This window comes from Micromonospora sp. NPDC005163, assembly GCF_053599835.1.
Genome location: NZ_JBSFYP010000067.1, coordinates 1 through 26,021, shown reverse-complemented (window position 1 = coordinate 26,021; position 26,021 = coordinate 1). Strand labels below are relative to the sequence as shown.

Sequence of the window (26,021 nt, the reverse complement as noted above, 5' to 3'; positions counted from 1 at the left end):
AGCCGGGTCCGGCAAACGCGAACGCCCCCACCACCTCACGGCAGCGGGGGCGTTCCGGTGAAGGTCAGGCGTCGAAGCGGACCCGGCGGCGGCGCGCCACCACCAGCGCCACGCCAGCCAGCACCGCGATCACACCGACGGCGCCGAGCGCAGTGGCGTTGACACCGGTGACGGGAAGGCCGCCGCCCGCGCCCGGCGCGGGGCTGGTGGTCGGCGGGGCGGTGTTCGGCTTGAGGGGGTTGGACTCGCAGCCAATCCCCGGCGTGCCCCTGTTGCCGTCCAGGCCCCACGGGTCGTTGTTCACGTCCACCAACGTGACCCGGTACTTCACGTCGGAGCAGTTAACCGTGCCGGGAGGGTTGGGGAAGTCGGCGCACAGGTTCTGCTCAGTGCCGGTGTAGACGTACGCCTCGCAGTCGCGCGGCTGCTCGGGCTGGCTGGTCGGCGGGGTGGTCGGCGTCTTCGTTGGTTCGGCGCCCGGCTCGACCGCCTGGAAGTCGACCAGCTCGTCGGAGATCCGCAGGTCCGACACCACAACCGTGCCGGGGGCGGCGACGTTGTCGTACACCACGCCGGCCTGCCCGATGGTCCCGGCCGCCGGAATCTTGAACGTGATCGTGCCTTCCTCGCCGCACTGTGTGCCGGCGGTGATGTTCTGGTCCCACGAGTTGGTGTTGGTGCCGTTCACGACCACGAAGACACGGGGCGCGCCGCCGCTGCACGCCGCCCCGTCGGACAGCGCGATGGAGAAGCGGACCTCGTCGCCGGCCTCGACGTCAACGCCGAGGTTCGCGGCCTCGACCGACGTGTTGTTGCCGACCAGGGTGATGGAGTGCTTGCTGGTGATCGACGAGTCACCGTTGGCCGTCCACACCGCATCACCGGGCGCGGCCTGAGCGGGACCGGCCAGAGCCAGGGACGAGAGAACGAACGCGCCGACCGCGGCGCCGATAATCTTGAGCGTGCGCATAGAACTCCTTGGCTGAGTGTCGGTTCCCGCTCGCCGGCGGGACCTGGGCAGTCCGACTGGATCAACGACCGCCCAGACCAGGCACAACGCGAGGATCACTACTATCAGTCGTCAATCCGCGACGGTCACCTGTTTGGCCGGGGACGGTCGGTCGCGCGGCCCGCAGCATGCACGCTGGACGACAGAGCGGATCGGCTGTTCGGCCCATGCCCGGCTCCTGCACGCCTACCTCGCAGCGAAGTTCCGGGCACGGGCGACCCTGAGGGAATGCCTGCTGCACCACCCTCAACGCCAACCCGGGAACGGCGACCAGTGGAGATTGACATCCAGTACGCGTTGATGCAGGCGGCCTACGAGGCCTGGGACACCAACGAAGCGCAGCGGGTCGAGGGCTTCGACAACATCATCGTCATCCCCGATACCGTCCTGAACGAGGTTCACGCCCTCGCGGCCGCCGAGGGCGGACACCTGGACCAAGGGCCTCTGCCGAAGTTCTGGATCGAGCATGAAGGCCGGCGCGCCCAGATCGCATGGATCGTCGGCCCGCAGAACCCGCCCACCGAGAGGTGACCAGTATCGGCGATCGCGTGGGGCGGGCGTGCTCCCCGGTGCGGTCGCGGGGGCCGCACGGCGGGGATAGAACGCGGCTGAGGCCCGGACCGCCAACGGTCCGGGACCCAGCGTGCGTCTGTCAGCTCTGGTCGCCGTACTCCTCGCTGTGCCGCCGCGACCACTCATCCAGCTCTGCGCGCGACATCTTCCGCGACAGAGTCTTCTCCGGCCACGATCCGTCCTCCGCCTTCTTCCAGGGCAGGGTCTGAACCGCCACATGCCCGGCCCGGCTTGAGCCCGGGCCCCCTGGGCCAGAGCGGCCGCGGGCCGGTGCGCATTTGCAGCATTTCTCCAACGAGGCTGCTGCGTTGCCGGCAAACGGTGAGCCGGACGCGACGAAGGACCAGCGGGCGACGCGCGAAAGCTTGTCATCGCGCATCCCTCAGGGCACACCGACACGGCATGGGTCGCGGTCATTAGCGGCGGTCCGATCCTGTTCCTCGTAGGACGCGCCCTTTTCGAGTACGCCGTACTCGCGGTGTCGCGCTCTCGGCTGATCGGGGTGCCGGCGCTCGTAGTCACTTCGCCAGCGATGATCCTGCTACCGCCACTGGCGTTCGCGATCACCGCACCTGTCGTCCTCACCGGCATCGCCACCTCCGACGCGATCCGCGTCAAGAAACGTCCACCCGAGCCGCCGTCACCACCCCGATGAGGAGCAGGCCCGACGGCATCAGCAACGCGGGTAGCTCGCGGCCTGGCCGCCGTAGAGTCCTGCAACGGAGCCTCAGACCAGCCAGGCGGAATTTGCGGATTGGCCGGTTCACCCGCTGGCTATGGCCGCCTCGACGACATGGTCGGTGGCGGCCACCCAGCTCGACCAGATCAACATCGATGCCGGACAGGGCCATCAGCACGTACATCTCGACATCGGCGAGGGGGATGGGCACATGGCTCCGGGCGGAGAACCCGTTGCAGTTCGTCTACCGCCTGGCCGATGCTCCTGAGCATGAGTAGGGCCAAGAGGAAGGGCCGCGCGTTGCACGAGCAGGCCGATCGCCTCACGCTGATTGATCGTTGGGGCTACCTCGTACCGGATCAACCGGTTCTCGTACATCCGGGTGAGACGATCTGGCGTGCAGGCGACCGCCTCCTGGTGCAGCGGCTCGATGGGCGAGTCGACGCGTACCCCTGCTTCGTAAACCGCTGAGTCTCGGGGACCGGGCGCAATCGTTGACAGCAACGGTCTCGGATCAGGAGGTACGGACAGACACCGGCAGGAGCAGGGCCAGGCGCGGACGCCGGGGACGGACCGTTTCGGACAGCCCGGCCGAGGCTTGGGATCAGAGCAACCGGCCTTTGCCCATCAGCGCAGTTCGAGTGTGAGCAGCGGCTCAGCGAACACGGGCGCTGGTGCGTCGGGGTGTGCGGCAACCGCCTGCTCCAGCCGGCGGAAGCCGGTCTCCAGGTCGTCGGGGCTGAGCTGCGCGAAGAACGAGAGGGTACGCAGGCGTAGCCGTTCGAGCACGTCGTCGTAGGTGCCCGAGGACGGCTCGGTGACCGTGCCAAAGCTGGCAACGCGCCAGCCCACCGACGTGAACATCGCGATGGCCTCGTGCAGCGGCTGAAACAGCGAGGCGTCCACCGCGTAACCGTTGGGGAAGTGCTCCAGCCACCACGGCCGCGGATGGTGGTCGCTGAAATTCGCGCGCAGGAGCAGCCGCCCGCCGGGCCTGAGCACCCTGGCCAGTTCCCGGGCTGCCCGGGGCTTGTCCTGAACGTGGTGCCAGGACAGGAACATGAGTGCGTAGTCGGCACTGTTGGACGGCAACGGCATGTCCTCGGCGGCGCCTGCCAGATATCGCACTCCGGGATGCTGGGACTGCGTCTGCGCGACCTCGCGCATGCGGACCGACGGCTCGATGCCGGTGACTGGCCCGAACTCTTCTGCCAGCGCGGGGGTGTACCTGCCGGTCCCCGAGCCGATGTCCAGCCCCGCCAGCGGACGCCGCTCGGGCAGTACCGCTGCAAAGGCGTTGATCCACACCCGCAGTTGCTGCTGGGTGAGCGCGCGCCCGCGCGCGTAGTTCTGGTGCTGCTCCGTGTCGTAGTCGATCGACCTCATCGCACCTCCCGCTTGGGCGGCGACCGTGAGCGTCGCCTCGATATATCACCCCGATACATCGGCACGATATTCGTCGTCGCGCCACCCCACAAGGTGGCTGCGCGACGGAGCTTCACCCACGACCCACTCGCCCGGACCGGCGCACAAGATGAGAGGCGTCTGACCTGCCAGAAGGCGGTCAGACGCCTCTTGCCGTCCGTCGTTGGTCGCTACCGGCGGGGCGCGGACGGATCTGCGGTGCGGCGACCGCTGGCCAGCCGCCACAGCGCCAGTGCGCCGACGAGTAGGCCGAAGTCGCGCAGGGCCACGTCGTAGTACTCACCGAGCAGCAGAAGGTTCACGATGATCCCGGCCAGCCAGGCGGCCACCACGACAGCGCCGTACTTGGGCCGCGCCGCCACGAGGAGGCCGGCCACGATCTCGATCACGCCGACGGCGTACATCGCCTGCTGCCCGGTGCCCGGGACGAGCCGGTCGACGAAGGGCGCCAGGTAGCCCGGCCATTCGGTCAACAGGTTGAAGAACTTGTCCAGGCCGAACGCGATCGGCGCCACCGTGAAGACGGTGCGCAGCAAGAGGAACGCTTGCTGGGCAGGGCCTCCTGTGCGTGCAGTCAGTCCAGCGATCGTTGATGAGCTCGATGCGGTGGTGGCCACGAGAGTCCCCAATCTTCTAGAAACGCATTGTCTGTCTTTTAGAGACGCTAGGGGCGCTCCCTTCTAAAGTCAACAAGCGCGTGTTTTACACTTCGGTCATGGCTCCTCGCCCCCGGCCCGACCGCATCGCCGCCCTGGCCGCCCTCGACGACCCGACACGCCGAGCCGTGTTCGACTTCGTCGCCCGCAGCGCGGACGCGATCAGCCGTGACGCTGCGGCCAACGCTCTGGGGGTCAGCCGGCGGATCGCCGCATTCCATCTCGACCGGCTGGCGGACCAGGGCCTGCTGGCCGTCGAGTACCGCCGGCCAGCAGGCCGCACGGGGCCCGGCGCGGGTCGTCCCGCGAAGCTGTACCGACGGATGGCGGGCGAGGTGGCGGTGTCAGTGCCCGAGCGGCACTACGACCTCGTCGGCGGGTTGCTCGCGGCGGCCGTGGCAGAGTCGATCGACACCGGGACGCCCGTCAAGGAGGTGCTTGATCGAACGGCGTACGAGGCCGGGAGATCGATCGGCGCGGCGGCGGACGATGTCGTGGCGGCGCTCGAGGAGGCCGGCTACGAGCCGCGGCGCCAGGATCAGAACGGAGGCGCCCTGGCGTTGGGGAACTGTCCGTTCCATCGGCTCGCCCAGCAGTTCACGGCACTCGTGTGCGGGGTCAACCTTCAGCTGCTGCGGGGCGTCGCCGACGGTGCGGAGGAACCGCACCTTGTGGTGCTCGATCCGAGCCCGGGGCAGTGCTGTGTGCGGCTGACGCCGGCAGCACGCTGAGCCGGCGCCTCAGGCGGCTGCCGCCCGTCGTCGCGGCCTCGGCCGGCGCGCGGGGTTGTCAGGCTGCGGCGATGTCGGCGGCCGGAGCGTGGGTGACCGGAGCCGCGGGGATCGTCAGGGAGGCGAGTAGGGCCATCTTCTCGGCGCTGCTCGTGCCCGGTTGAGCGTGGTAGACAACGAGCAGTTGACCTTTGGCGCCGCCGACGCTGAGCTTCTCGCGGTTGAGAATGAGTTCGCCGACCTGAGGGTGCTGCATGCGGGTGGGCATGCCCTCGCAGGTCCGGACGTCGTGCCGGGCCCAGAGCTGTCGGAATCGTGGGCTGGCCAGCGACAGTTCGCCGACGAGTTGGACGAATCGCGGGTCGTCGGTGTCGGTGCCCACGGCCCTGCGGAAGCTGCCGACCAGGTTGGCCGTGGCCACGTCCCAGTCGGGGTACATCGCGCGTTCGGCTGGGTCGAGGAACATGGCGGTGAGTCGGTTCTGGCCGGCCTGCAGGTTGGGCGACAGCGCGCGGGCGAGGCTGTTGGCGGCGAGCACGTCGAAATAGCGGTCCTCGACGAACGCGGGTATGCCCACGACGTCGAGCAGTTGACGGATGCTGGCCGGTACGGTTTCTCGCCGTGGACGGCGTCGCCGGTGCCGGGGCTGTGGTGTGGCCAGGCTCAGCAGGTAGTCGGTCGCCGCGTCGTCGAGGCGCAGGACGCGGGCGAGTGCCTCGAGGACCTGCATCGACGGATTGCGGTCGCGGCCCTGCTCGAGTCGCAGGTAGTAGTCGGCGCTGATGCCGGCGAGCATGGCGACCTCTTCACGCCGTAGCCCGGCTACGCGCCGCACCCCGTCGGCGGGCAGGCCGACGCTGTCGGGCTGGACGAGCTCGCGGCGTGCCCGCAGGTAGCCGCCGAGCAGATTGTTGTCGCGCACCCTCCCCAGGTTAACCGCGTGGGTCGCGGTCTGCCTGTCCCTGCCACTCCCAGGATCACCGGGGCTCATCCTGTTTCACCCCGGTGGGCGGAGTGTGGAGCCGTCACCGCTGGCGCCGTCGTCTGGCGCCCGATCCGGCGGGAAGCTCGTCCGATTTACGGCAACAGTGAGAGGAATTCGGCATGACGTCAAGCACACCTTCCGGCGGAGCATTCACCATGGGGGACCTTGTGGTCGCCCGGATGGGGTACGGCGCGATGCAGTTGGCCGGCCCGCACGCCTTCGGTCCGCCGGCCGACCGCGACGCCGCGGTGGCCGTGCTGCGTGAGGCCGTCGACCTGGGAATCAACCACATCGACACGGCCGACTTCTACGGCCCGTACGTCACCAACGAGATCATCAAGGAGGCTCTGCGCCCGTATCCGAACGACCTGCATGTCGTGACGAAGGTCGGGTCGCTGCGGGATGACGAGGGGAACTGGGTGAAGGCGCCGGCTCCCGAGCAGCTGCGCCAGGCCGTGTACGACAACCTGGATCACCTCGGGCTCGACGTGCTCGACGTGGTCAACCTGCGCGTCGGCGGCTTCGACCGGCCCATCCCCGGCTCCATCTCCGAGCCGTTCGCCGTGCTCGCGCAGTTGCAGCAGGAGGGGTTGATCAAGCACCTCGGCCTCAGCACGGTCAACGCCGAACAGATCGCCGAGGCGCAGGCCATCGCCCCGATCGTGTGCGTGCAGAACTTCTACAACATCGCGAACCGGGACGACGACGACATGGTCGACGCCCTCGCCGCACAGGGCATCGCCTACGTGCCCTACTTTCCGCTCGGCGGCTTCTCCCCGCTTCAGTCCGACGTGCTGAACGGCGTCGCCACGCGTCTCGGCAACACACCGATGGCGGTCGCGCTGGCGTGGCTGCTCCAGCGCTCCCCGAACATTCTGCTCATCCCCGGCACCTCATCCGTCGCGCACCTGCGCCAGAACTTCTCCGCCACCGCGCTGACCCTTCCCGGCGACGCGCTGGCAGAGCTGAACGCCATCAGCGCCGGGTGAGGCGGGTGGGTCCGGCATGTTCTGCCCTCCTCCGCGTGGCCCGGCACACCCGGCTGGGTTCAGTCCGCCAGTTCGATGATGGGCCGGTCGCTGACGACCGCCGTCAGGATCATCGGGGCGTCTCCGTCGCACTGGTTGACGGAGACCGCGATCCATCGCCCGCTTACCGTCAGCGGCCCCCAGACGGCCAGGTCGCCGTAACAGTCCACATCGCACAAAGCCTGGAACACTGCCGGCATGGGTTCGCCCGCCTGATTCCGAAAGAGCGGCACGCGCATGGAAACCCGCCGGTGCGGTCCCCACCGGCTGTCCAGTTCGCGTACGACGAGGGCCAGGTTCTCCGCCGCGGCCTCCTCCGCCTTGTTCCACTCCGTCCCGTACACCCCAACGAGGTCGTCGCTCTCCCAGAGCGGGCCGATGTGGAAGCCCTCGCCCCTGGTGGCGGTCCACTCCCCGGTGACCGGGTCCCCCTCGCTGACCGTCGCGCCACCGGTGGGTAGGTCCGCGGCGAGCAGCACCTCGATGTCGGACACGGCACGGTCGGTCTCGAACGCTTCACCGGCCCGGCTGGTCACCGCGCGACCCCTTCCCCCTGATGCTCGACCAGCGCCAGCAGGGCGGCGTGCGTCTGCTGATCTGCCGCCACGATGAGCCCGCCCGCGCCGCTGTGCAGCGGTTGCCCCTGGATGTCGGTCACCACGCATCCCGCTGCCCGGCACAGGCCGATTCCAGCGGCGAAGTGCACGCTGTCCCGCATGTCGCCGTCGGTCACGTACGCCGCTCGCCGGCCGGCTGCCACCCATGCCACCGCCAGGCTGGTGGAGACCACGCGTGGGCGGAACCGCTCGACGAACCCCGCGTCGGCGAGCAGCCGCACAGCCCGGAACTCTGGAGCGTTCGGGAACGGCGGATCGAGGTTGACGTCCACCAACGCCGACTCGGCCGACGGCCTGAGCTGCTCGTCCACTTCGTCGCGGCGCACGTACGCACGGGTGCCGTCAGTCCAGAACACCTCATCGGCGAACGGGTCGGCTGAGGCGGCCGCAGTGACTGTCGAACCCGTCCACAGCGCGACGTTCACTCCGACCAGCATGGTGCGCGCGGCGTAGTTCAGCGTGCCGCACAGGGGGTCGACCAGCCACATCCGCTCGGCGGCGCTGTCGCCCGTGCGTCCGCTCTCCTCACCTGTGACGGCATCCTGCGGGCGGGTGGAACGAAGGACGTCGAGGATGACCTTCTCCGCTTCGAGGTCCGCGGCAGTGGCGAAGTCTCCGCCGGATTTGTCGAAGCGTGCCAGCGAGGCCCCGTACATGGCCCGCACAACAGCGGCTCCCGCCTGCGCTGCCCTGATCGCCACGTCTTCGTCTTTGATCACCATGCGAGCAGGATGACACGGATGCTGACCGTGGACGAGAGACCTCAGGGTGGGCATCTCCGGGACCGATACAGGAACATCCCGATGGAGGGTCGGTCGGCGCCCTGCCAGGCTGAGGCGATGACCGACACCGATGTACGGGTCTCCCGTCAGCCGTTCCACCTGGTGCGGACGGCGGCCGTCGGCGCCCCCGTGCTCCTGCTGCTCTACGGCATCCTGCGGATCATCGACGGCCTGGACGGCGACCACGGCCCGGGCTGGGCGTGGGACCTGGGCCACGCCCTGTTCCTGGTCGCGTTCGTACTCTTCGCGGGTCTGGTCGTCGGTCTGCGGCGGTTGCTCGGGTCCGCCGGTGCCGCTGGTTCGAGCACCACGCCGGGCACCGGGCTCCGGGTGCTTCTGCATGTGGCGACGGCCGCCGGGCTGGTCGGCGTGGCCGCGTTCCTCTGGGTGATCCTCGGTGACCTCTTTCCCCGGCTGGGCGATGTCGCGCCACTTCCGGATCCGGTGCTGGCGGTGGGCCCGCTGCTGTTTCAGTTCGGGCTACTCACCCTGCTGGTGCGGGCCGCTGTCGGCCGTCCGCGACTCATTCCAGGCTGGGGCCCGCCGCTGGTACTGCTCGGCTTCGTGTCCATCGCCGTCAACCTGGACCTGCTGCCGATCGGCGCCGCGCTGATCCTCGCCGGGCTCCTCCCCCTCTGGCACCGGGCCTACTGACGGTCGGGCCGAACGGGGGCGTCGGGGGCTGGCACCCATCTGTTTCGAAAACTTTCGATATCTGGGAGTGTCCGGCCGGCTCCATCCGCAGCGATTAACGACTTCCGGGGTGTGGTGGCGTCCTGGTTGGTGGCACCAGGGGTGGCCGAAAGTTTCGGAAAGAACATTGACACCTTCCGATAACCCGGCCAACACTTAGCGAGGCTCGACATTCGCGACCATCGATCACGACTGTCGCTCCGCCACCCACCACCACACCCGGAAGGGAGAGCCTGGTGATCATCAGCTCGGGCCGTTCCAGGACCCGTTCCGTGGTCGTCGCGCTGGCGATAACAGCGCTCACGGTCGCTGGAGCGGTGACGGTAGTTGCGAGAATCCCCACGGCGTAGGCCGTCGCCGGCAGTCTCGTCGCCGCGGCGTCAGTGGAGGACGAGGGCGCCGACTGCGCGGTGTCGGGCCTGCCTGACCTGGGCTCCCTGCCCACCAACGCCAAGCTTCCCGACCCGTTCAGGAAGGTGAACGGTACGACCATCTCCACCAAGGCCGACTGGCGGTGCCGCCGAGCGGAGATCAGGGAACTGGCCGAGAAGTTCGTCTACGGCGAGAAGCCCGCGAAGCCGGAGACCGTCACGGGGACGGTCTCGAACACCACCATCACGGTGAATGTGAATCACAACGGCAGGAGCGCCAGCTTCTCGGCGAGGGTCGAGCTGCCGAGTGGTTCCGGACCCTTCCCGGCCGTCGTGGTCGTGGGCGGGTTCGGCGCGGACACGGCCACCATCAAGGCCGCCGGCGCCGCCGTCATCAGCTACGACCCCCTGGCGGTCGGGCGAGAGGGTACGCCCCGGAACAACAAGCAGGGCGCCTTCTACAGAATCTACGGCTCCTCGAGCAGCACCGGGCTGCTCGCCGCCTGGGGCTGGGGCGTGAGCCGGATCATCGACGTCATCGAGCAGTCGGACGGCAGAATTCTCAAGGCCGACGCGATGGGCGTCACGGGTTGCTCGCGGTACGGCAAGGGCGCGTTCGCGATCGGTGTGTTCGACCAGCGCATCGCTCTGACCATGCCGATCGAGTCGGGTAGCGCCGGTGTGACCATCTTCCGAGGGATCCCCGGTGAGGGCGCCCCAGAGTCTGAGCAGCGCGTACGGCGAGCAGCCGTGGCTCGGGGACGCGTTCGGCTCGTTCACGGGCAGCCCGACCAGGCTTCCGGTGGACACGCACGAGATGGTGGCCATGGTGGCGCCGCGAGGGCTGTTCATCATGGACAACCCGCACATCGCCAACCTTGGTCCCCGGTCCGCGAGTGTGGCGGCCCTGGGCGGCGCGGAGGTCTACCGGGCGCTCGGTGCGGGCGACAACATCACCTACTGGTCCGACGTCCAGGACGGCAGCCACTGCGCCAACCGGCCCGAGTGGCGCGACCCGTTGCAGAAGAACATCAGGAAGTTCCTGCTGAAGACGGGGACCGATCCGGGTGTGATCAGGATTTCGAGCAGGGCGCTGGGCAGGTTGGCCGACTGGCGGGACTGGCAGACGCCGACCCTCACCGACGGCCCGACCACCCCGCCCACCACCACGCCGCCGCCGACCACCCCTCCGCCGACCACGCCGCCTCCGACCGGCGCCGGCTGCTCGGCGACGGTGTCGATCAACCAGTGGACGGGCGGTTTCGTCGCCACGGTTCGGGTGACCGCGGGATCATCGCCGGTCAACGGCTGGACGGTCGCCATGACCCTGCCGCCGGGCGCCGGCGTCACCAACGCCTGGAACGCCAACCGGAGCGGGGACACCGGAGCGGTGCGGTTCACCAACGTCGGTCACAACGGCTCGATCGCCCCCGGCCAGTTCACCGAGTTCGGCTACCAGGGCACCGGAACCGGTGGGGGAATGACCCCCACCTGCTCCGCGACCTAGATCCGCTCGGCGATCTCCCGGGCCCGGTGTGGAGGCATCAGTCTCCACACCGGGCCCCTGGACGTCGCTTACCCCGATCACTCGGGCTGGTCGAGCCAGACCACGATCCCGGTCAGGTCGTTGAGCACGGCCGCCACGCCCGCCCGGATGGCCGCCGCGCAGCGCTCGGCCGTGAACGAGGCGGGGTCGTAGGTCGACGACGCGCCGAGCCCCTCACCACGGAACGACGCGCCGGCCCAGTCGACCGCCGTCACGTTGTGGGTGGGCTCGGCCAGCTCCGCCGCGACCACGAGGAACTGCTGGTCCAGGTGGTTCGGGGTGACCAGCGCAAGGGCGTCGATGAGGTCGTTGCCCGCGCTGACGATGAGGTCGGGGTGCATCCCCATGGCCTTGGTGATGCTCGGAACGGCATCGTGGGTGTCACCCACGACGACCTTCCTTAGATCGAGGTGTTCGTCGTCGGCCCAGCCCTCGACGGCCGTCACGAGAGTCTTGGTCGGCTGGTCGTCGCCGGCGGTGAGCAGCACCACCCGGTATTCCCGGGACGGGTGGACTCCGGTCCACGAACCGGGCCGCGGCCGGACCGTCCCCTCCGGAGCGGGCGTGGTGGAAGGGTCGACGAACCCCGGGCCGAGGGAGCCGATGGCGGTGGGTCTTGGGTGCGGCTCTGACCAGTCGTCGCCGGAGCTGCATCCGGTGACCAGCGCGGCGGCGGCGGCCAGCATGGCAACCGCCCGAAGCGGGGGGCGCAAGGCGATCGTCCTCCGAGTGGTGGTGGAAAAGGTGCTCGTACTTCTGCATATTCCTATCCCAATTCCGGCCACCGCCGATGCGTGCGTCGTCGCTCCAGGATTTTGTTTTCCATCGGTTCGTCGGCGGGCGGGCTCCTGTTCACCCACGGCATGCAGCGTGCACTGGCCAACCGAGGGAGTCGCATGTTCGGGCGCGTTCGCCGCACCGTTATCGTCATTGTTGTCGGGATCGCTGCGGCGGTTATCCCCTTTTTAGGAACCGGGCCGGCCTCCGCGCACGGCTTCTCGTCGACCGTCTACGCAAAAATCACGCCGGGAGACGAGGGTCACATTCGCACTGCGGTGGAGCTCGAATACGACCTCCTGGTCGTGTCCGCCGCCGATGCCGGTCACAACGATCCGCTCTTCCAGGAGGGCACCGCCGCGTTCGACGCGGGTGACTCCGAGGCGCAGGCCGCAGCGTTGAACAAGCATGCCGAGACGACGCTCAGATATGTCGCCGATCGCTTCGCGGTGACCGCACAGGGTGCGGCGTGCCAGCCCACGCGGGTGGGCGACGCGACGATCGGTGAGCGTGAGGGCGTGCCGTACGCGGACCTGCTGCTCGACTGGGCGTGTCCCCAGCGGACCGGCGAGCACGAGGTGCGCAGCGGCCTGTTCCCGGACGACGAGGGCTACGTCAAGGGCACGAAGACGATCGTCACCTACGAGATCGACGGCCGTTCGGGCAGCGCTGCGCTCGACGCCGGCAACCCCTCCTTCTCGACCGGCCAGTCCTGGCACGAGCGGTTCGGGGAGTTCTTCCTACTGGGCGCCGAGCACCTGCTGTCCGGGATCGACCACATCCTGTTCCTGCTGGCGCTCATCGCCGGGTCGCGGCGCCTGCGGGAGATCGTGCTCGCGGCGACGAGCTTCACCCTGGCGCACTCGGTCACGTTCATGCTGGCCGCCCTCGGTCTGGTCGACGTACCGGCGAGGATCGTGGAACCGATCATCGCGCTGTCGATCGCCGTGGTCGCCGGCTGGCACCTGTGGGGCATCTGGCGGCGCGGCGACCACGCCACCGACCTCGATCCGGCGGGCCGCGGCCACTTCAGCCTGGACCGCTCCGGCTGGATCCGCCTCGGTGTCGTGTTCTGCTTCGGCCTCGTGCACGGCCTGGGATTCGCGGGCGCGCTGGGCATCGACGAGGCGTGGTCGTGGACCCTGTTGTGGTCCCTGCTGGTGTTCAACGTCGGCATCGAGGTCGTGCAGTTGGCGATCATCGCGATCGTCTTCCCGTTGCTGATCGTGCTGCGGCGACGAGCGCCGAAAACGGGACTCTGGGCGACCGGAGCCATTTCCGCATGCGTGTCCATTATGGGGATCGTTTGGTTCGCGCAACGTGTGTCGGGATCCTGAGCACGGCTAAGTAATGCGCGAAGTGCAGCCATCCGCAAGATCACGTTCACGGTTGGTTCATCACGCGACGAAAGCTTGGATTCGCTTCCCCAACGTCGGGGGAAGACCATCCATTTCTCTATTCGAAAAGGGAACAATGTCAATGACATTGAGCACCTCGACACGAGCCCCCGGGCTCGTGCGGCGGCGTGTGGTCGCCGGGGTCGCAGCGGGACTCCTCGGAATGACCGCAGCCATCGGCAGCGGCCTGACGGCCATCGCCAGCGCGGCCGAGTCCACCACGATCACGGGCGTCATCCTCGGCGTCGGCGCCAACGAGACCCAGCGCGTGGTGACCTGGTACTCCTCCGCCGACACCGCGCAGAAGATCCAGCTCGCCCCGACCACCGAGATCGTCAACGGCGAGTTCCCGGCCAGCGCGCTCAGCTTCGACGCCGTCGGCGCGGCGAACACCTCCACCACCGGCTTCAACCGGCACGCCACGATCACCAACCTGCGTGAGAACACGGCGTACTCGTACCGGGCCGGTGCCGAGGGCAGCTGGTCCCCGGCGTACGCCTTCAAGACGCAGGACTTCGAGGGCGACTACGACTTCCTGTTCTTCGGCGACCCGCAGATCGGCTCCTCCGGCGACCGGCTGAAGGACCAGGCCGGCTGGGAGGAGACCCTGAAGGTCGCCACCGCGGCCAACCCGAACGCCGAGCTGCTGGTGTCCGCCGGCGACCACGTCGAGAGCGCCAACGACGAGGGGCAGTGGACCTCGTTCCTGGCCCCTGAGCAGCTGCGCCAGTACCCCCTCGTCGCCACCATCGGTAACCACGACGTCGGCGGCAAGTCCTACGAGCAGCACCACTTCACCCCGAACACCGACCGCTCGTCCCAGTACTACAGCGGGGACCAGGCGACCCGGTCCGGCGGTGACTACTGGTTCATCCACAAGGATGTGCTGTTCATCGACCTCAACAGCAACAGCTACGCCAACCCGGCGGACGGCTCCGCCGGTGGCGACGCGGCGCACGTCGCGTACGTCACCGACGTGATCAACAAGCACGGCTCCGAGGCCAAGTGGAAGGTGCTGGTCTACCACCACTCCATCTACTCGCCGGCCAGCCACGCGACCGACAACGACAACAAGCAGCGGCGGGAAGACTTCACCACGGCCTTCTCGAACCTGGGCGTCGACATGGTGCTGCAGGGTCACGACCACAGCTACTCCCGCAGCTACTCCATCAAGAACGGCCAGAAGGAGAACCCGGCCGAGCAGCCCGGTGCTGCCGACGTCTTCCCCGGCCCGGGTGGCGTCATCTACGTGACGGCGAACTCGGCCTCCGGCTCGAAGTACTACGACATCAAGAAGCCGGACGACACCGGCACCGGCATCCGCGGCAACGGCCCGGACCCGCTGGACCCGGCCAAGTACTGGTACAACTCGACGCAGAACCAGGAGCACGTCCGCAGCTACGTCAAGGTGCAGGTGCGCGGCGACAAGCTGGTTCTGGCGAACGTCCGCAGCGGCACCTGCGCGGCGCCGAACGCGGCTGTCGAGAACGGCCTCTCCTGCGTCAACACCCCGGACGGTCAGCCGATCGGCTCGGTCACCGACAAGGTGACGGTGCACCCGTACCACGGCGACGGTCAGGCCATCCAGGTCAACGTGCCGAACCCGGCCCCGGGTGAGTTCGGCTGGACGATCGACGGCTACAACGGCCTGGTGGACCTCGGTGTCGCGCAGGAGCGCAACGGCACCTACTTCGAAGCGACCGGCAAGATCAACCCGATCCTCGTGTCGGACAGCCGCCGCTCGCTCGCTCCGTGGTCGATCTCGGCCAACGTGGGTGACTTCCAGGACGGCGACAAGACGTTCTCCGGCTCCTACCTGGGCTGGACCCCGTACGTGCTCGACGGCGGCGCTGGCGCCGAGGCCGGTGCTCCCGTCCTGTCGTCCCTCGACGACCAGGGCAAGGGCCTCTCGGTTTCCAGCGGCCTCGGTGCTGCCGCGCAGGGTCACCCCCGGGGTGGCGCCAAGCTCGGCGCTGACCTGGACCTGAAGATCCCGGACAGCATCGCCAAGGGTAGCTACCGCACCACCCTCACGATCACTGCGCTGAGCAGCTGATCAGACCTGCCTGAGCTGGCGGGGTAGGCACCTTCGGGCGTTTACCCCGCCGCTCGTTCCGGAAAACCCAGACCGCCTGAGGACCCCGAGATGTCTACGACCCCAACACGCCGGAAATCGACCGTCGCCGCCCTCCTCCGTACCGCCGCCGTGGCTCTGCTCGCCACCTCCGCCGTCGCCGGCCTGGCTTCAGGCCCCGCGCTGGCGGCGGAAGGTGACGTCGCCTGGACGGTCCGGACGGCCTCCAACAGCTACGGCGCAGCCCGGTCCAGCTTCAGCTACGCCGTGAACCCCGGTGGACGGGTCGAGGACGCGATGGTCGTCGCCAACCGCGGCCCGGTCCCGCTCAACCTGGCCGTGTACACCGCCGACGGCTTCACCACCGGCGCGGGCCAGCTCGACCTGCTCGCCAGGGACGGGAAGTCCGTGGCGGTCGGCGCCTGGGTCCACGCCGATCGCGGCAGCGTCACGATCCAGCCGGGGAAGACCGCCCAGGTCCCCTTCAAGATCAGCGTTCCCGACAACGCCACGCCCGGCGACTACGTCGGCGGCATCCTCACCTCGCTGACACAGGCGGACCAGGCCGAGGGCATCAACGTGGATCGGCGCCTCGGTATCCGGATCAAGTTGCGGGTCGGCGGCGAACTGAAGCCGAACCTCGCGATCGAGGATCTGCACGTGACGTACGGCGGAACGCTCAACCCGTTCCGCAGGGGCGACGCCACGGTCACCTACAAGATCCACAACTCCGGCAACGCGGCCCTTTCCGGCCAGCAGGCGGTGTCGGTCTCGGGCCCGTTCGGTTCGCTGCGGGTCGGGGCGGGCGATGTCGCGGCTCCGCCGGAGCTGCTTCCCGGTGAGAGCTGGACCGTGACGGTGCCCGTACGTGGCGTGGCGCCCGCCGTGTGGTTGGCGGCAACCGCGACCCTCACGCCCCGGCTCACCGACGCGTCGGGTTCCACCACCTCCCTCAAGCCGGTCCAGGCCACGACGCACGGCTGGGCCCTGCCGTGGATGCTGGCGCTGGTGCTCCTCGTACTGGTCGCCGCACTCGTCGCGGCGCTGCGGTACCGACGCCGCAACCGGGTCCGGCGCAGCACGCGTGAGGAGGTCCGGGTGCGCGACGCCGTCGAGCAGGCGCTCCGCGGCCAGGAGCCCCAGACGTCCTGAGCGTCACCGGCCGTCCCGTGCAGGCGCGGCGCCAGGGCGCCGAGGTGACCGAGCGCCGTCGGTCGCCCTTGTGGGTGAACGCGGCTCAGCCCCGGACCTGGCCCGTCCCGGAGCCGGCATGCTGCGACGGTGACGCCGGCACGGAGAGGGAATCCACATGGTTGACGGGGATGTGCCCGAGCAGATGCAGGCCGCGGCCTTCGACGAGTTCGGCGGGCCGGAGGTGATCACCCTGCGGATCCTGCCGGTGCCGGAGGTCGCCGCCGACGAGGTGCTGATCAAAGTGTGGAACGCCGGCGTCGGGGTGTGGGACGTGTACGAGCGGGAGGGCGTGCTGGTGCCCGAGGGCGCGGCGTTCCCGATCGTGCCCGGCTCCGACGGTGCCGGAACCGTCGCCGCGATCGGCAGCAAGGTGACCAACGTGGCGGTCGGTGACCTGGTCTACGTCGCCGCCACCACCCGGCCGAAGGGCGGTTTCTACGCCGAGTACGCGGTGACGAAGGCGCAGTACGCCGCGAAGCTGCCCGAGGGTGTGTCGGCGCAGCACGCGGGCGCCATGCCCACCGACGCGCTGACCGCGTTGGCCGGGCTGGACGCCCTCAGCCTGTCGGCGGGCGCCTGGCTGTTGATCTTCGGCGCGAGCGGCGGTCAGGGCCACCTGGCCGTGCAGTTGGCCAAGCGGCAGGGTCTGAACGTGGTCGCCGTGGCCTCCGGACCGGAGGGAGTGGCGCTGGTGACCCGACTCGGCGCCGACGTGTCCCTCGAAGGTCACGGCGACCCGACCGAGGTGATCGCGCGGATCAGGGAAGCGGCCCCCGCTGGCGTGAACGGGATCCTGGCGATGGCCGGCGGCGGGACGCTCGACCGGCTCACCGAAACGCTGTCCGACGGTGGCGTGGTCGCGTACCCCCATGGCGTGCAGCCGGAGCCGCGCGAGCGGCCGGGCGCGCCGGTTCGGGCGTACGACGGCGTCGCCAACCCCGAGCAGTTGCAGCGCCTCAACGAGCTCATCGAGGCGGGACCGTTCGAGGTGCACGTCGCCGAGACGTTTCCGCTGGGCAAGGTGGTGGAGGCGCACCGGCGGCTCAAGACGTCCTTTTCCGGCAAGCTGCTGCTGACGGTTCGCTAGGGCGATCTCGGCTCGGTCGTCGCCAGGTAGCTCGCGAGGTGACCGGCGGCCACCAGCATCGCGTGTCCGCGCGTGGCCAGGCGCTGCCGCCAGGTGTGCAGGGACGCCGCCAGCGGCCCCGGGCCGTCGGCCGCGCGTACCTGCCGCATCACGGTCGCGATGTGGTCCAACCGGTAACCGCCCCGGCGCAGGAGATGGGCCAGCTCGGCGTCGCGGACGTCCTCGGGGCCGTACTGCCGCTGCCCGGAGGGGTGGTCGCGCGCCGGGGACAGGACGCCGGCCCGTTCCCACTTCCGTAGCGTCGCCGGTGTCATGCCGAGCCGGTGGGCGAGGTCGCCGACGGCCAGCGGCCGGCCCGGCGGTGTCGGCGTCGGTGCGGCGGTGAGCACCCCGATGGTCGTCTCGACGGCGTCGAGCGTTTCGCGGTCGCGCAGCAGTTGCGCGTGGCTGGTGTCGACGGCGCGCAGGGCGGTGTCCAGGTCGCTGCGAACGGCGGCCCGCATGATCTCGCCGCCCGTCGCGTATCCGTGCGCCGCGACGACGGTCAGGTAGGCGCGCAGCGCCGCGGCGTGCACCTCGGTGTACGCGCGATAGCCGCTCGGCGTGCGCCGGGCGGACGGGATGACGCCGTCGCGCTCGTAGTTGCGGACGGCCTGGCTGGAGATACCATGCGCACGAGCCAGGTCCACCGGCCGGTAGGCGCGTCCTGCGGTTTGAGGGTTCAGCTGTCACTCCTCAGTCGATCGACGCAGAAGTCTCAACGGGTGGTTCAACGATACGGTGAAGGTCATGGCTTCTTCATCACTGCCCGCCGCCTGGTCGTTCGACCTCGGCCCCGACGACGTCGCCGAGCTCATCCTCGCGCTGCCCGAGGTGGCCGTCGTGCAGGCCGACGAGGCGTCCGGCGCCCCGCGGTCCAGCTGGGGCGATCGGTTCTTCTTCGTCGGGCCGGACCGTCGCCGGCCGTTCGCCACCCTCGTCGGCCAGGACACCGCCGGCTTCGACGAGGACTCGAAACTCGACCGGCCCGGCGTCTTCCGGCTCAGCCTGGACCTCGGCCGCGAGGAGTTCGAGCGCCGGTTCGGCTACCCGCCGGCGCAGTCCGCCGAGCATCGTTCCGCAGTCGACTTCACCGCCCTCGACCAGGTCGTCCCCCATCCCGCGTACGGCACCCACGGGTGGGCCTGCGTGCTCAACCCGGGTCCGCGCAGCCTGGCCGAGGTCGACCGGTTGCTCGCGCACGCGCATCACCGGGCGCTGCGGCGGCACCGACGCTCGCTCGACCGCCAGCACCGCCCGGACTGATCCCGGCGCCGGCCGGCCGCGTCACCTCTCGGATCGGTCCCGGGGTCGCGGGACGCGTACCGATGCCATGCCCGCCGCGGTGGCGGCCTGGATGCCCAGGTCGGTGTCCTCGAAGACCAGGCAGGCGCCCGGGGGTACGCCGAGCTGCTCCGCCGCGAGCAGGAAGGCTTCCGGGTCGGGCTTGGCCCGCGTGTAGTCGTCGGCGCAGACCAGCACGTCGAACCGGTCGAGCAGGTCGAGCGCGCCGAGCGAGGCGGTGACCGAGGCCCGGGTGCCGCCGGAGACGACAGCGAACGGAACCCGCCGGTGCGCGTCGTGGATGTGCGCCAGCACCTCGGGCACGGCGGCGAGCTGCGGCAGCAACTCCTGGTAGTAGCTCTCCCGGCGCTCGTCGACGGTCGCCACCGGCATGGCCAGGCCGTACTGCTCGTTCAGCGTGACGATGATGTCGACGGCCGGCCGGCCGCCCCACGCGTAGAAGAGGTCCTCGGGGAACTCGCAGCCCCACTCGTCCAGAGCCCGCTGCCAGGCCAGGTAGTGCAGCGGCATCGAGTCGATGATGGTGCCGTCGCAGTCGAACAGGTACGCCGCGAACTGGCCGGGGGGCAGAGGCAGACTCACCCGAGCAGGCTACAGCGGACGCCGTCCAACCAGCGGATCCGCTCAGTCGGCCGGCTCCTCGGAGGTGACGGATTCCAGCCGGCGGAGCAGGTGCGCCCGTTCCGGCTCGGTGCCGACCAGCGTCAGCGCGCTGCGGTACGCCGCCGCAGCCTCGCCGTACCGGCCGAGCCGGCGCAGCAGATCGGCCCGGGTGGCCGGATAGAGGTGGTAGCCCCGCAGCCGCAGATCATCGGCCAACTCGTCCAGCAGGGCGAGCCCGGCCTCCGGCCCGTCCCGCATGGCCACCGCTGCGGCCCGGTTGAGCGCGACGACCGGCGAGGGGACCAGGCCGAGCAGTACGTCGTAGAGCGCCACCACCTGGGCCCAGTCGGTGCTGGCCACGTCGGCGGCCTCGTCGTGCAGCGCGGCGATGGCGGCCTGCAATCCGTACGGCCCGGGTGGTCCGCCGGTCAGCGCGACCAGCACCAGCCGGCGCCCCTCGTCGATCATGCGGTGGTCCCACTGCCCGCGGTCCTGGTCGTCGAGGAGGACCATCCCGCCGTCAGGCCCGGTACGCGCGGCACGTCGGGCGTGGATGAGCAGCATCAGCCCGAGCAGCCCGGCGACCTCCCGCTCGGCGGGCAGCAGCCGGCGCAGGATCCGGGCCAGCCGGATAGCCTCCTCGGCGAGGTCGGTCCGCTGGAGATCCGGGCCGGAGCTGGCGGCGTACCCCTCGGTGAAGACCGAGTAGACCGCCTGGAGCACCGTGGGCAGGCGTTCGGGTAGTTCGTCGGCGCCCGGCACCCGGAACGGGATGCGGGCGTCGCGGATCTTCCGTTTGGCCCGGACGAGTCGCTGGGCCATGGTCGCGGGCGGCACCAGGAACGCCCGCGCGACCTCGGCCGTGGTGAGGCCGGCGAGGAAGCGCAGGGTGAGCGCGCCGCGGTCCTGGGCGGGCAGGGCCGGGTGGGCGCAGGTGAAGAAGAGCGCCAACCGGTCGTCGGGCAGGTCGCGGTCCGCGTCGGCGGGTGGAGCGGCGTCGGCCCGCTCGGCCTCGGCCTGGAGCACGGCGAGCCGGGTGGCCAGTACCCGGTCGCGGCGGAGCCGGTCCACGGCGCGGCGGCGGGCCGTGGTGAGCAGCCAGGCCCCCGGCCGACTCGGGACGCCGTCGGTCGGCCAGTGCACCAGCGCCGCCTCGATGGCCTCGGAGGCGACCTCCTCGGCCAGGTCGAGGTCGCCGAAGCGGTGCACCAGCGAGGCGAGCAGCCGGCCGCGCTCCTCCCGGAACACCGCCTCGACGGACGACCCGACCTGCGCCGGGCCGCTTGCCCCCTCGCCGGGCACCGTCAGGCCTCCACCTCGATCTCGGCGACCGGGCGCACCTGGACCGACCCGCCGCCGAGGGCACCGGGGCTGCGGGCCGCCCATTCCAGCGCGGCGTCGAGATCCGGCACGTCGATGATGTCGTACCCACCGAGCACCTCGCGGGTCTCGGCAAACGGCCCGTCGGTGATCGTGCGTTCGCCGCCCGCACCGACCTGCACGCTCGTGCAGGTGGTCAGGTCCTGCAAGGGATGCCCGGACACCCAGATCCCTGCGTCCTTCATCTCGCGGTCGTAGCGGATCCAGTCCTCGAAACTGCACCCGTCGACGGGCTCGTCCCAGTCGGTGGTCGCGGGGGTCATGAACAGCAGCATGTACTTCACGCCTCGGCTCCTCTCGGTGCGGCGGGTACGCCGTACAGCATGACGACGAACAGGCCCCGGGGATATCGACACGGCGGCCGGAGGAATCTTCCGAGACTCACGGACCGACCGGTGACGCCGCCTGGACGTGCGGGCCGCGTCGGTCGAACCGGCGCTCGTACCAGGTGACCCCGATCAGGAAGACGGTCAGCAGGGCGAGCGCGGCCAGCGGGGGCAGGGCCCGCCCGATCGGCAGCAGGGCCAGCGGCACCAGCGCGGCGACGACCTGCGCCGGGTGCACGGCGCGGACGGTGAGCCGGCGGAAGAGCAACCGTGCGAGCAGGTAGAGGGCGGCGCCGCCGTAGAGGGCGGTGGCGACGACCCAACCCAACCGGGCGGGGCCCTCGTTCTCCTCGGTGAGGTGACCGAGCACCTGCTCGATGCCGAGCGCGATGTAGATGGCACCGATGATCAGGGGGGCGTGCACGAGGCCGTACGCGTCACCGGCCACGTCGGACCGCCGGTCGCGCGGCACCAGCGTGATGGACTGCCGGGCGGCGGGCGCGAGCCGGTCGAAGTAGAGCCACCACAGGCAGACCGTGGTGACGAGGCCGAGCAGCGCCGCCACCAGGCCGGGCCCGATCGGCGCCATCGACCTCGGCGTCGCGCCTGCCGCGATCAGCGACTCGCCCAGCGCGATGATGAGCACCAGGCCGAACCGTTCGGTGAAGTGGTCCAGGCTGCGCAGCGGCCACGGGCGGTAGGCGGACGCGACCCGGGCGCCGCCGATGTCCACCAGGAACGCCAGCGTCCAGAGCGCCGTCTGGGCGGCGCCACCGAGCAGCGCACCGATGATGAGCGGGAGCCAGGCCACCGTCGCCGGCACGGCGAAGAACCGGAGGGTCGAGCGCAGCGGCGGGTCGGTGGCGCTCACCCAGAACAGCACCCCGAGCTGCACCGCCCGGGTGACCAGGTAGGCCAGGGCGAGGGTGAGCGGCGCGTCGAACAGCTCCGGGCCCTGCCGCCACGCGTCCGGCAGCAGTAGTGCGGCCACGAAGATGGCGGCCATCGCCGTCAGGGTGGCCGCGCGGACCGCGCCGACGTCCGCGCGAACCAGGTTTCCCAACCAGAGGTACGGGCCCCAGGAGTAGATCAGCAGCAGCAGGAGGAGCAGCCCCTGGGCCAGGGTGAGCGCGGTCGGTGGCTGCGCCATGAACGTGATGACCCGGGTGAGCGCGAAGACGAAGACCAGGTCGAAAAAGATTTCGAACATCGTGGGCCGGTGCGTCTCCGCAGCCGGTGCCGGACGAACGCCGAAAATCCCCTTCATCCTCGCATTCTGCGCCACTCCCGGGCCGCATCGACCGATGGTTCGGCCGTTCTCACCGTTCGGCGGCGCCGAGACGACGCGGGCTGCCCGCCGTCACGCCGGGGCGTCCGTCCGCCGTCGGCTCCGCTCGGCCCGCCGGCGGACCTGCTGGTACGCGCCGGTGAGCCCCATCGCCCGGCGGACCTCGATCAGCGTCTGCCGTACCTCCTGGCGGGTTCGTTCGGTGCCCTCGACGATCAGTCGGTCGACCAGCCCACGGTCGGCCTCGATGGCGGCCCGACGTTCCCGGATCGGCGCCAGGAACCCCTCCAGCGCGACGACGAGCCGCTCCTTGACCTCGACGTCGCCCACCCGCCCCGCCCGGTAGCGCCGGGCGAGGTCGACCACCTCGTCACGGTCGGGGTTGAACACCTCGTGGTACGCGAAGACCGGGTTGCCCTCCACCTTTCCGGGCACGTCGGCCCGGACCCGGTTCGGATCGGTGTACATGCCGAGCACCTTGCGGCGCACCGTGGCCGGATCGTCGGAGAGGGCGATCGTGTTGCCCCGGCTCTTGCTCATCTTGGCCGCGCCGTCGGTGCCCACCAGGCTCGGCGTGTCCGCCAGGATCAGCTCGGGGACCGGGAAGACCGGCCCGTACAGGTGGTTGAACCGGCGGGCGATCTCCCGGGTCACCTCGACGTGCGCCGCGTTGTCCCGGCCGACCGGGACCACCTCGCCCTTCACGCAGAGGATGTCCGCGGCCTGGAGCACCGGGTAACCGAGCAGCCCGTACGGCATCTCCTCCTTGCCGGCGTCCCGGGCCATGTCCTTCAACGACGGCACCCGTTCCAGCCGGGGCACGGTCACCAGGTTCTGCAGGAGGGTGTTGAGGTCGCCGACCTCCGGGATGGCGGACTGGAGGTAGAAGGTGGCCCGCGCCGGGTCGACGCCGGCGGCGAGGATGTCGGTCACCATCTCGCGGGCGTTGCCGGAGACCTGGTCGATGTCCTCGCGGCGGTTTCTGGTGGTGAGCATGTGCAGGTCGGCGATGATGAAGAAGCTCTCGTAACGCCGGTGCAGCCGGACCCGGTTGGCGATGCTGCCGACGTAGTGGCCGAGGTGCAGGCGGCCGGTGGGCCGGTCCCCGGTGAGCATTCGTGCGACGGACATGGTGGTGTGCCTCTCGTGCGGGAAGGTGGGCGACGCGTGGGCGCGCGCCGAGCGGGGCGAGTTCGCCCTCTCGGTCAGCGGGATCGGCTCAGCGAGCCGTCCGCCATCGCGCGCCGGCGCGGTACCGCAGACCACCAGCACGGAGTACGTCCAGGAGTTGCTCACGGCCATCGCCGGAGCTGGCCGGGGGCACGACACCGAGCGGGAGGCCGTCGACCGTGTCGACCGCCTCCACCGCGCTCATGCCCGTCCGGACCACGGCTTCACGCTACCCGTGGCGCCGCGCATGGTGTGGCCGGTAGCGCTCGGCGTAGTAGCTGCCGACGCGTTCGCGGTACTCCGGGATTGAAGATCGACGGTTGCACGGGCACCTCCGGAGACGGTCTTGGTTCGTACCGTTCAGCAGTGCCCGCCCCACTGCCGCCGGAAACAGTTTGGCAATTTCGAGTTCACGGTATTGCCGGCTGAGAAATACGTCATAGCCGTGGCGCGTCGATGACCGGCAGGGCCAACTCCCAGGTCAGCATGCCTGTGCCCGCTTATCGCACATCGGCTATGGCGGTGCTGTGTCTGCCCGGCACATTCGATCACGGGCGGGCCACCGACCATTCTGGTCCCGCATTCGGGCAATGTCGAAAAAGGGGGACGCAGATGTACCGCACCATTGGACGGTTCCGCGCCGTGCTGGCGCTCGCGCTGGGCCTCGGCACCGGGACCGGCAGCGCGGCGCAGGCCGGCGCGCTCGATCCGTACTCCCCGCAGGCGCTCTGTGGGTTCGGCTACGTCGAGGTCGACCAGGACCCGATCCGGGACGCGGAGACCGGCAGCCGACTCGGCACCGTCCATCTGCTGTACAACCGGATCACCGGGTTCGCCTGCACGACGACGGTGAAGTCGGCCTACCGGGGCACGCTCACCCGCACGCAGGTCTACCTCGCCGCGCAGTACCTGCCGACCCAGGTCGACGACGGCACCAGGCTCTACGCCGCCGGTCCCGTCCGGGCGTACGCCCGGGGTGGTTGCACGATCTGGGGTGGCCTGATGGGCGACCCGGGCGGCGCCGTCCACCACCACGACCGGGCCAACCCGGCGATCGGTGGAATCGGGACCTGCTTCTGAGTCACTCCGGCGACGGACCGGTCCACCCTCGTGCCGGTACACCTCGGCGTTCCTGCTCGTGACCAGCTCCGCTGGCATACTCGGCTGCCATGGTGCTGTCGCGAGGGTGGGCCCTCTTCCTGGTCGGAGTCGGGATCTGGACCTGGGTGATCTGGCCGAGGTTCGCGGTCGCCATCTGGCAGGACCCGCGCTCCTGGACGTCCGGCGCGGTGGGCGACGGCTCGCCCACCAGCTTCCTGTGGGTGCACGCCCTCCTGATCGTGGCGTCCCTGGCGATCGGCAGCACCGTCGGCGTCCTCGGTGTCCGCGCCTGGTTCGCCGCCCGTCGACGCCAGGACCGTCCAGCCGCCTGACGATCCTCGTCCGCGTCGGCACACGATCTGGTCACTGTCAGCGAGGCCCGAGAACCCTTTGAGCAGCGGTGCGGACCCTTCGAGGGCTATCCACCCGGGGCTGAGCTGCGGATACTTCTCTACGCAGTAAGTGTGACGCGGGACGCTGGCCCCGGATTTGACGATCAAACCCACGGACGCGTAACTTTCTCTCTGCCAGCGCGGAACGGGGCAAACAGGACGAAGGTCCTGGAGCACCGGATCGGGTCGGCAGCCGGGTCAGGCAGGGGTTCGCTCCTGCGGGGCACGGTCCGGGCGGGGCTCGCCGAAATTGCCGCGAGGCGGATTTGGTGCAGCGGAACCGACCGGGTAAGGTTCAGCACCGGCAGGGCACCGGGCGAGCTTGCGGGACACCGCAGCGGCCGGCCTGCCGAATCCGACGACCTGACGCAGCGGTCCGCTGCTGCGTGAGTGCGCCGGGACCAACCCGTACGAAGCACAACAGACCGGGACACACGGTTTGACACGGCGAAGACGGTGAGGTAACGTAGTAAAAGTGCCCGGCGCCAGTGAGCGGCGGGGACGCGGTAGGAAAGCCCCGAAACAGGGCCCCACGAGTGGGGCTTTTGATCGGTGTGTGGTTGTTCTTTGAGAACTCAACAGGGTGCTTGATAAGCCAGTGCCAATTATGATTTATACCCCGGACTGGTCGGGCTTTATGTCTGGCTGGTTGGGATTCCTTTGGCAACACTTTTGTTGTCAGGATGCTGTTCGACAAGTTTTTGTTGGAGAGTTTGATCCTGGCTCAGGACGAACGCTGGCGGCGTGCTTAACACATGCAAGTCGAGCGGAAAGGCCCTTCGGGGTACTCGAG

Annotated in this window: 26 protein-coding genes, 1 rRNA gene and 1 pseudogene; 15 read left to right on the top strand and 13 right to left on the bottom strand. The window is 69.8% G+C overall.

Annotated features, from left to right (window positions below; all coding sequences use genetic code 11):
- Window positions 1-64: 64 nt before the first annotated feature.
- Window positions 65-970, bottom strand: coding sequence for an LPXTG cell wall anchor domain-containing protein (locus tag ACWD6N_RS30920; protein WP_387330179.1), 906 nt, complete (start codon window positions 968-970; stop codon window positions 65-67).
- Between the two features lie 312 nt (window positions 971-1,282).
- Between ACWD6N_RS30920 and ACWD6N_RS30915 the strand changes: the two genes are divergently transcribed.
- Together ACWD6N_RS30915 and ACWD6N_RS30910 are read left to right on the top strand one after the other, a co-directional pair.
- On the top strand, window positions 1,283-1,540 hold the full coding sequence (locus ACWD6N_RS30915; protein ID WP_387330176.1) for a hypothetical protein: 258 nt from the start codon (window positions 1,283-1,285) through the stop codon (window positions 1,538-1,540).
- A gap of 412 nt (window positions 1,541-1,952) precedes the next feature.
- The gene (locus ACWD6N_RS30910; protein ID WP_450005689.1) at window positions 1,953-2,237 is read left to right on the top strand and encodes a low temperature requirement protein A; all 285 of its coding nucleotides are present in this window, start codon (window positions 1,953-1,955) and stop codon (window positions 2,235-2,237) included.
- Between the two features lie 651 nt (window positions 2,238-2,888).
- Here ACWD6N_RS30910 and ACWD6N_RS30905 read toward each other — a convergent pair.
- A complete protein-coding gene (locus tag ACWD6N_RS30905; RefSeq protein WP_387330173.1) occupies window positions 2,889-3,647 on the bottom strand; it encodes a class I SAM-dependent methyltransferase in 759 nt (252 codons plus the stop codon).
- 209 nt (window positions 3,648-3,856) lie between these two features.
- Window positions 3,857-4,201 carry a hypothetical protein gene (locus ACWD6N_RS30900; RefSeq protein WP_387330170.1) on the bottom strand — a complete coding sequence of 115 codons (345 nt, stop codon included), beginning with the start codon at window positions 4,199-4,201 and terminating at the stop codon, window positions 3,857-3,859.
- A gap of 200 nt (window positions 4,202-4,401) precedes the next feature.
- Between ACWD6N_RS30900 and ACWD6N_RS30895 the strand changes: the two genes are divergently transcribed.
- Window positions 4,402-5,073, top strand: a complete 672-nt coding sequence (locus ACWD6N_RS30895; protein ID WP_387330167.1) for a helix-turn-helix transcriptional regulator — start codon at window positions 4,402-4,404, stop codon at window positions 5,071-5,073.
- Between the two features lie 58 nt (window positions 5,074-5,131).
- Here ACWD6N_RS30895 and ACWD6N_RS30890 read toward each other — a convergent pair whose 3' ends face one another.
- Window positions 5,132-5,995: a helix-turn-helix transcriptional regulator gene (locus tag ACWD6N_RS30890; protein WP_387330164.1), complete on the bottom strand. Its 864-nt coding sequence runs from the start codon at window positions 5,993-5,995 to the stop codon at window positions 5,132-5,134.
- Window positions 5,996-6,177: 182 nt separating this feature from the next.
- On the opposite strand from ACWD6N_RS30890, the gene ACWD6N_RS30885 reads away from it, so the two are divergent.
- Entirely contained in the window at window positions 6,178-7,047 is an 870-nt protein-coding gene (locus ACWD6N_RS30885) for an oxidoreductase (RefSeq protein WP_387330161.1), read from the top strand.
- A gap of 59 nt (window positions 7,048-7,106) precedes the next feature.
- Here the strand turns inward: ACWD6N_RS30885 and ACWD6N_RS30880 are convergent, their stop codons facing one another.
- Together ACWD6N_RS30880 and ACWD6N_RS30875 are read right to left on the bottom strand one after the other, a co-directional pair.
- Window positions 7,107-7,622, bottom strand: a complete 516-nt coding sequence (locus ACWD6N_RS30880; RefSeq protein ID WP_387330158.1) for a hypothetical protein — start codon at window positions 7,620-7,622, stop codon at window positions 7,107-7,109.
- Complete coding sequence (locus ACWD6N_RS30875) at window positions 7,619-8,425, bottom strand: inositol monophosphatase family protein (RefSeq protein WP_387330155.1); 807 nt, start codon at window positions 8,423-8,425, stop codon at window positions 7,619-7,621. Before ACWD6N_RS30875 ends, ACWD6N_RS30880 begins: the two co-directional genes overlap by 4 nt.
- Before the next feature lie 117 nt (window positions 8,426-8,542).
- Here ACWD6N_RS30875 and ACWD6N_RS30870 point away from each other — a divergent pair, with 117 nt between their 5' ends.
- The 3 genes and pseudogenes from ACWD6N_RS30870 (at window position 8,543) to ACWD6N_RS30860 (ending at window position 11,056) form a co-directional block, all read left to right on the top strand.
- Window positions 8,543-9,139, top strand: coding sequence for a hypothetical protein (locus ACWD6N_RS30870; protein WP_387330152.1), 597 nt, complete (start codon window positions 8,543-8,545; stop codon window positions 9,137-9,139).
- 422 nt (window positions 9,140-9,561) lie between these two features.
- Window positions 9,562-10,203, top strand: a pseudogene (locus ACWD6N_RS30865) (glucuronyl esterase domain-containing protein); the annotation flags it as partial.
- Window positions 10,204-10,255: 52 nt separating this feature from the next.
- A complete protein-coding gene (locus tag ACWD6N_RS30860; protein ID WP_387330149.1) occupies window positions 10,256-11,056 on the top strand; it encodes a cellulose binding domain-containing protein in 801 nt (266 codons plus the stop codon).
- 77 nt (window positions 11,057-11,133) lie between these two features.
- Here ACWD6N_RS30860 and ACWD6N_RS30855 read toward each other — a convergent pair whose 3' ends face one another.
- Window positions 11,134-11,808, bottom strand: coding sequence for a type 1 periplasmic-binding domain-containing protein (locus ACWD6N_RS30855; RefSeq protein ID WP_387330146.1), 675 nt, complete (start codon window positions 11,806-11,808; stop codon window positions 11,134-11,136).
- A gap of 81 nt (window positions 11,809-11,889) precedes the next feature.
- Between ACWD6N_RS30855 and ACWD6N_RS30850 the strand changes: the two genes are divergently transcribed.
- From ACWD6N_RS30850 to ACWD6N_RS30835, 4 genes are all read left to right on the top strand, one after another.
- Window positions 11,890-13,209, top strand: coding sequence for a HupE/UreJ family protein (locus tag ACWD6N_RS30850; RefSeq protein WP_387330143.1), 1,320 nt, complete (start codon window positions 11,890-11,892; stop codon window positions 13,207-13,209).
- A 223-nt stretch (window positions 13,210-13,432) separates the two neighbouring features.
- On the top strand, window positions 13,433-15,325 hold the full coding sequence (locus tag ACWD6N_RS30845) for a fibronectin type III domain-containing protein (RefSeq protein WP_387330140.1): 1,893 nt from the start codon (window positions 13,433-13,435) through the stop codon (window positions 15,323-15,325).
- 90 nt (window positions 15,326-15,415) lie between these two features.
- Window positions 15,416-16,495, top strand: coding sequence for a WxL protein peptidoglycan domain-containing protein (locus ACWD6N_RS30840; protein WP_387330136.1), 1,080 nt, complete (start codon window positions 15,416-15,418; stop codon window positions 16,493-16,495).
- 157 nt (window positions 16,496-16,652) lie between these two features.
- On the top strand, window positions 16,653-17,624 hold the full coding sequence (locus ACWD6N_RS30835; protein ID WP_387330133.1) for a quinone oxidoreductase family protein: 972 nt from the start codon (window positions 16,653-16,655) through the stop codon (window positions 17,622-17,624).
- On the opposite strand, the gene ACWD6N_RS30830 is transcribed toward ACWD6N_RS30835, so the two are convergent.
- Window positions 17,621-18,313, bottom strand: a complete 693-nt coding sequence (locus ACWD6N_RS30830) for a TioE family transcriptional regulator (protein WP_387330130.1) — start codon at window positions 18,311-18,313, stop codon at window positions 17,621-17,623. The genes ACWD6N_RS30835 and ACWD6N_RS30830 overlap by 4 nt on opposite strands.
- Window positions 18,314-18,413: 100 nt before the next feature.
- On the opposite strand from ACWD6N_RS30830, the gene ACWD6N_RS30825 reads away from it, so the two are divergent.
- Window positions 18,414-18,929: a DUF6194 family protein gene (locus ACWD6N_RS30825; protein WP_354968476.1), complete on the top strand. Its 516-nt coding sequence runs from the start codon at window positions 18,414-18,416 to the stop codon at window positions 18,927-18,929.
- Between the two features lie 21 nt (window positions 18,930-18,950).
- On the opposite strand, the gene ACWD6N_RS30820 is transcribed toward ACWD6N_RS30825, so the two are convergent.
- The 5 genes from ACWD6N_RS30820 to trpS form a co-directional block, all read right to left on the bottom strand.
- Window positions 18,951-19,550, bottom strand: coding sequence for an HAD family hydrolase (locus ACWD6N_RS30820; RefSeq protein WP_354968477.1), 600 nt, complete (start codon window positions 19,548-19,550; stop codon window positions 18,951-18,953).
- Between the two features lie 42 nt (window positions 19,551-19,592).
- Window positions 19,593-20,873 carry an RNA polymerase sigma factor gene (locus ACWD6N_RS30815; protein ID WP_387330127.1) on the bottom strand — a complete coding sequence of 427 codons (1,281 nt, stop codon included), beginning with the start codon at window positions 20,871-20,873 and terminating at the stop codon, window positions 19,593-19,595.
- Between the two features lie 2 nt (window positions 20,874-20,875).
- Window positions 20,876-21,226 carry a YciI family protein gene (locus ACWD6N_RS30810; RefSeq protein WP_354968485.1) on the bottom strand — a complete coding sequence of 117 codons (351 nt, stop codon included), beginning with the start codon at window positions 21,224-21,226 and terminating at the stop codon, window positions 20,876-20,878.
- Window positions 21,227-21,332: 106 nt separating this feature from the next.
- On the bottom strand, window positions 21,333-22,544 hold the full coding sequence (locus tag ACWD6N_RS30805) for a low temperature requirement protein A (protein WP_387330124.1): 1,212 nt from the start codon (window positions 22,542-22,544) through the stop codon (window positions 21,333-21,335).
- A gap of 93 nt (window positions 22,545-22,637) precedes the next feature.
- The gene (gene trpS, locus ACWD6N_RS30800) at window positions 22,638-23,696 is read right to left on the bottom strand and encodes a tryptophan--tRNA ligase (RefSeq protein WP_354968479.1); all 1,059 of its coding nucleotides are present in this window, start codon (window positions 23,694-23,696) and stop codon (window positions 22,638-22,640) included.
- Window positions 23,697-24,347: 651 nt separating this feature from the next.
- On the opposite strand from trpS, the gene ACWD6N_RS30795 reads away from it, so the two are divergent.
- From ACWD6N_RS30795 to ACWD6N_RS30785, 3 genes are all read left to right on the top strand, one after another.
- Window positions 24,348-24,815, top strand: coding sequence for a hypothetical protein (locus ACWD6N_RS30795; protein WP_387330118.1), 468 nt, complete (start codon window positions 24,348-24,350; stop codon window positions 24,813-24,815).
- An 89-nt stretch (window positions 24,816-24,904) separates the two neighbouring features.
- Complete coding sequence (locus ACWD6N_RS30790; RefSeq protein WP_354968482.1) at window positions 24,905-25,168, top strand: SCO4848 family membrane protein; 264 nt, start codon at window positions 24,905-24,907, stop codon at window positions 25,166-25,168.
- A 761-nt stretch (window positions 25,169-25,929) separates the two neighbouring features.
- A 16S ribosomal RNA gene (locus ACWD6N_RS30785) occupies window positions 25,930-26,021 on the top strand; the annotation flags it as partial.

Coding starts and splice junctions, on each gene's coding strand:
- ACWD6N_RS30920 (WP_387330179.1), bottom strand. CDS start 970: ATGCGCACGCTCAAGATTATCGGCGCCGCGGTCGGCGCGTTCGTTCTC.
- ACWD6N_RS30905 (WP_387330173.1), bottom strand. CDS start 3,647: ATGAGGTCGATCGACTACGACACGGAGCAGCACCAGAACTACGCGCGC.
- ACWD6N_RS30895 (WP_387330167.1), top strand. CDS start 4,402: ATGGCTCCTCGCCCCCGGCCCGACCGCATCGCCGCCCTGGCCGCCCTC.
- ACWD6N_RS30885 (WP_387330161.1), top strand. CDS start 6,178: ATGACGTCAAGCACACCTTCCGGCGGAGCATTCACCATGGGGGACCTT.
- ACWD6N_RS30875 (WP_387330155.1), bottom strand. CDS start 8,425: ATGGTGATCAAAGACGAAGACGTGGCGATCAGGGCAGCGCAGGCGGGA.
- ACWD6N_RS30870 (WP_387330152.1), top strand. CDS start 8,543: ATGACCGACACCGATGTACGGGTCTCCCGTCAGCCGTTCCACCTGGTG.
- ACWD6N_RS30845 (WP_387330140.1), top strand. CDS start 13,433: ATGACCGCAGCCATCGGCAGCGGCCTGACGGCCATCGCCAGCGCGGCC.
- ACWD6N_RS30840 (WP_387330136.1), top strand. CDS start 15,416: ATGTCTACGACCCCAACACGCCGGAAATCGACCGTCGCCGCCCTCCTC.
- ACWD6N_RS30835 (WP_387330133.1), top strand. CDS start 16,653: ATGGTTGACGGGGATGTGCCCGAGCAGATGCAGGCCGCGGCCTTCGAC.
- ACWD6N_RS30825 (WP_354968476.1), top strand. CDS start 18,414: ATGGCTTCTTCATCACTGCCCGCCGCCTGGTCGTTCGACCTCGGCCCC.
- ACWD6N_RS30810 (WP_354968485.1), bottom strand. CDS start 21,226: ATGCTGCTGTTCATGACCCCCGCGACCACCGACTGGGACGAGCCCGTC.
- ACWD6N_RS30805 (WP_387330124.1), bottom strand. CDS start 22,544: ATGAAGGGGATTTTCGGCGTTCGTCCGGCACCGGCTGCGGAGACGCAC.
- trpS (WP_354968479.1), bottom strand. CDS start 23,696: ATGTCCGTCGCACGAATGCTCACCGGGGACCGGCCCACCGGCCGCCTG.
- ACWD6N_RS30795 (WP_387330118.1), top strand. CDS start 24,348: ATGTACCGCACCATTGGACGGTTCCGCGCCGTGCTGGCGCTCGCGCTG.
- ACWD6N_RS30790 (WP_354968482.1), top strand. CDS start 24,905: ATGGTGCTGTCGCGAGGGTGGGCCCTCTTCCTGGTCGGAGTCGGGATC.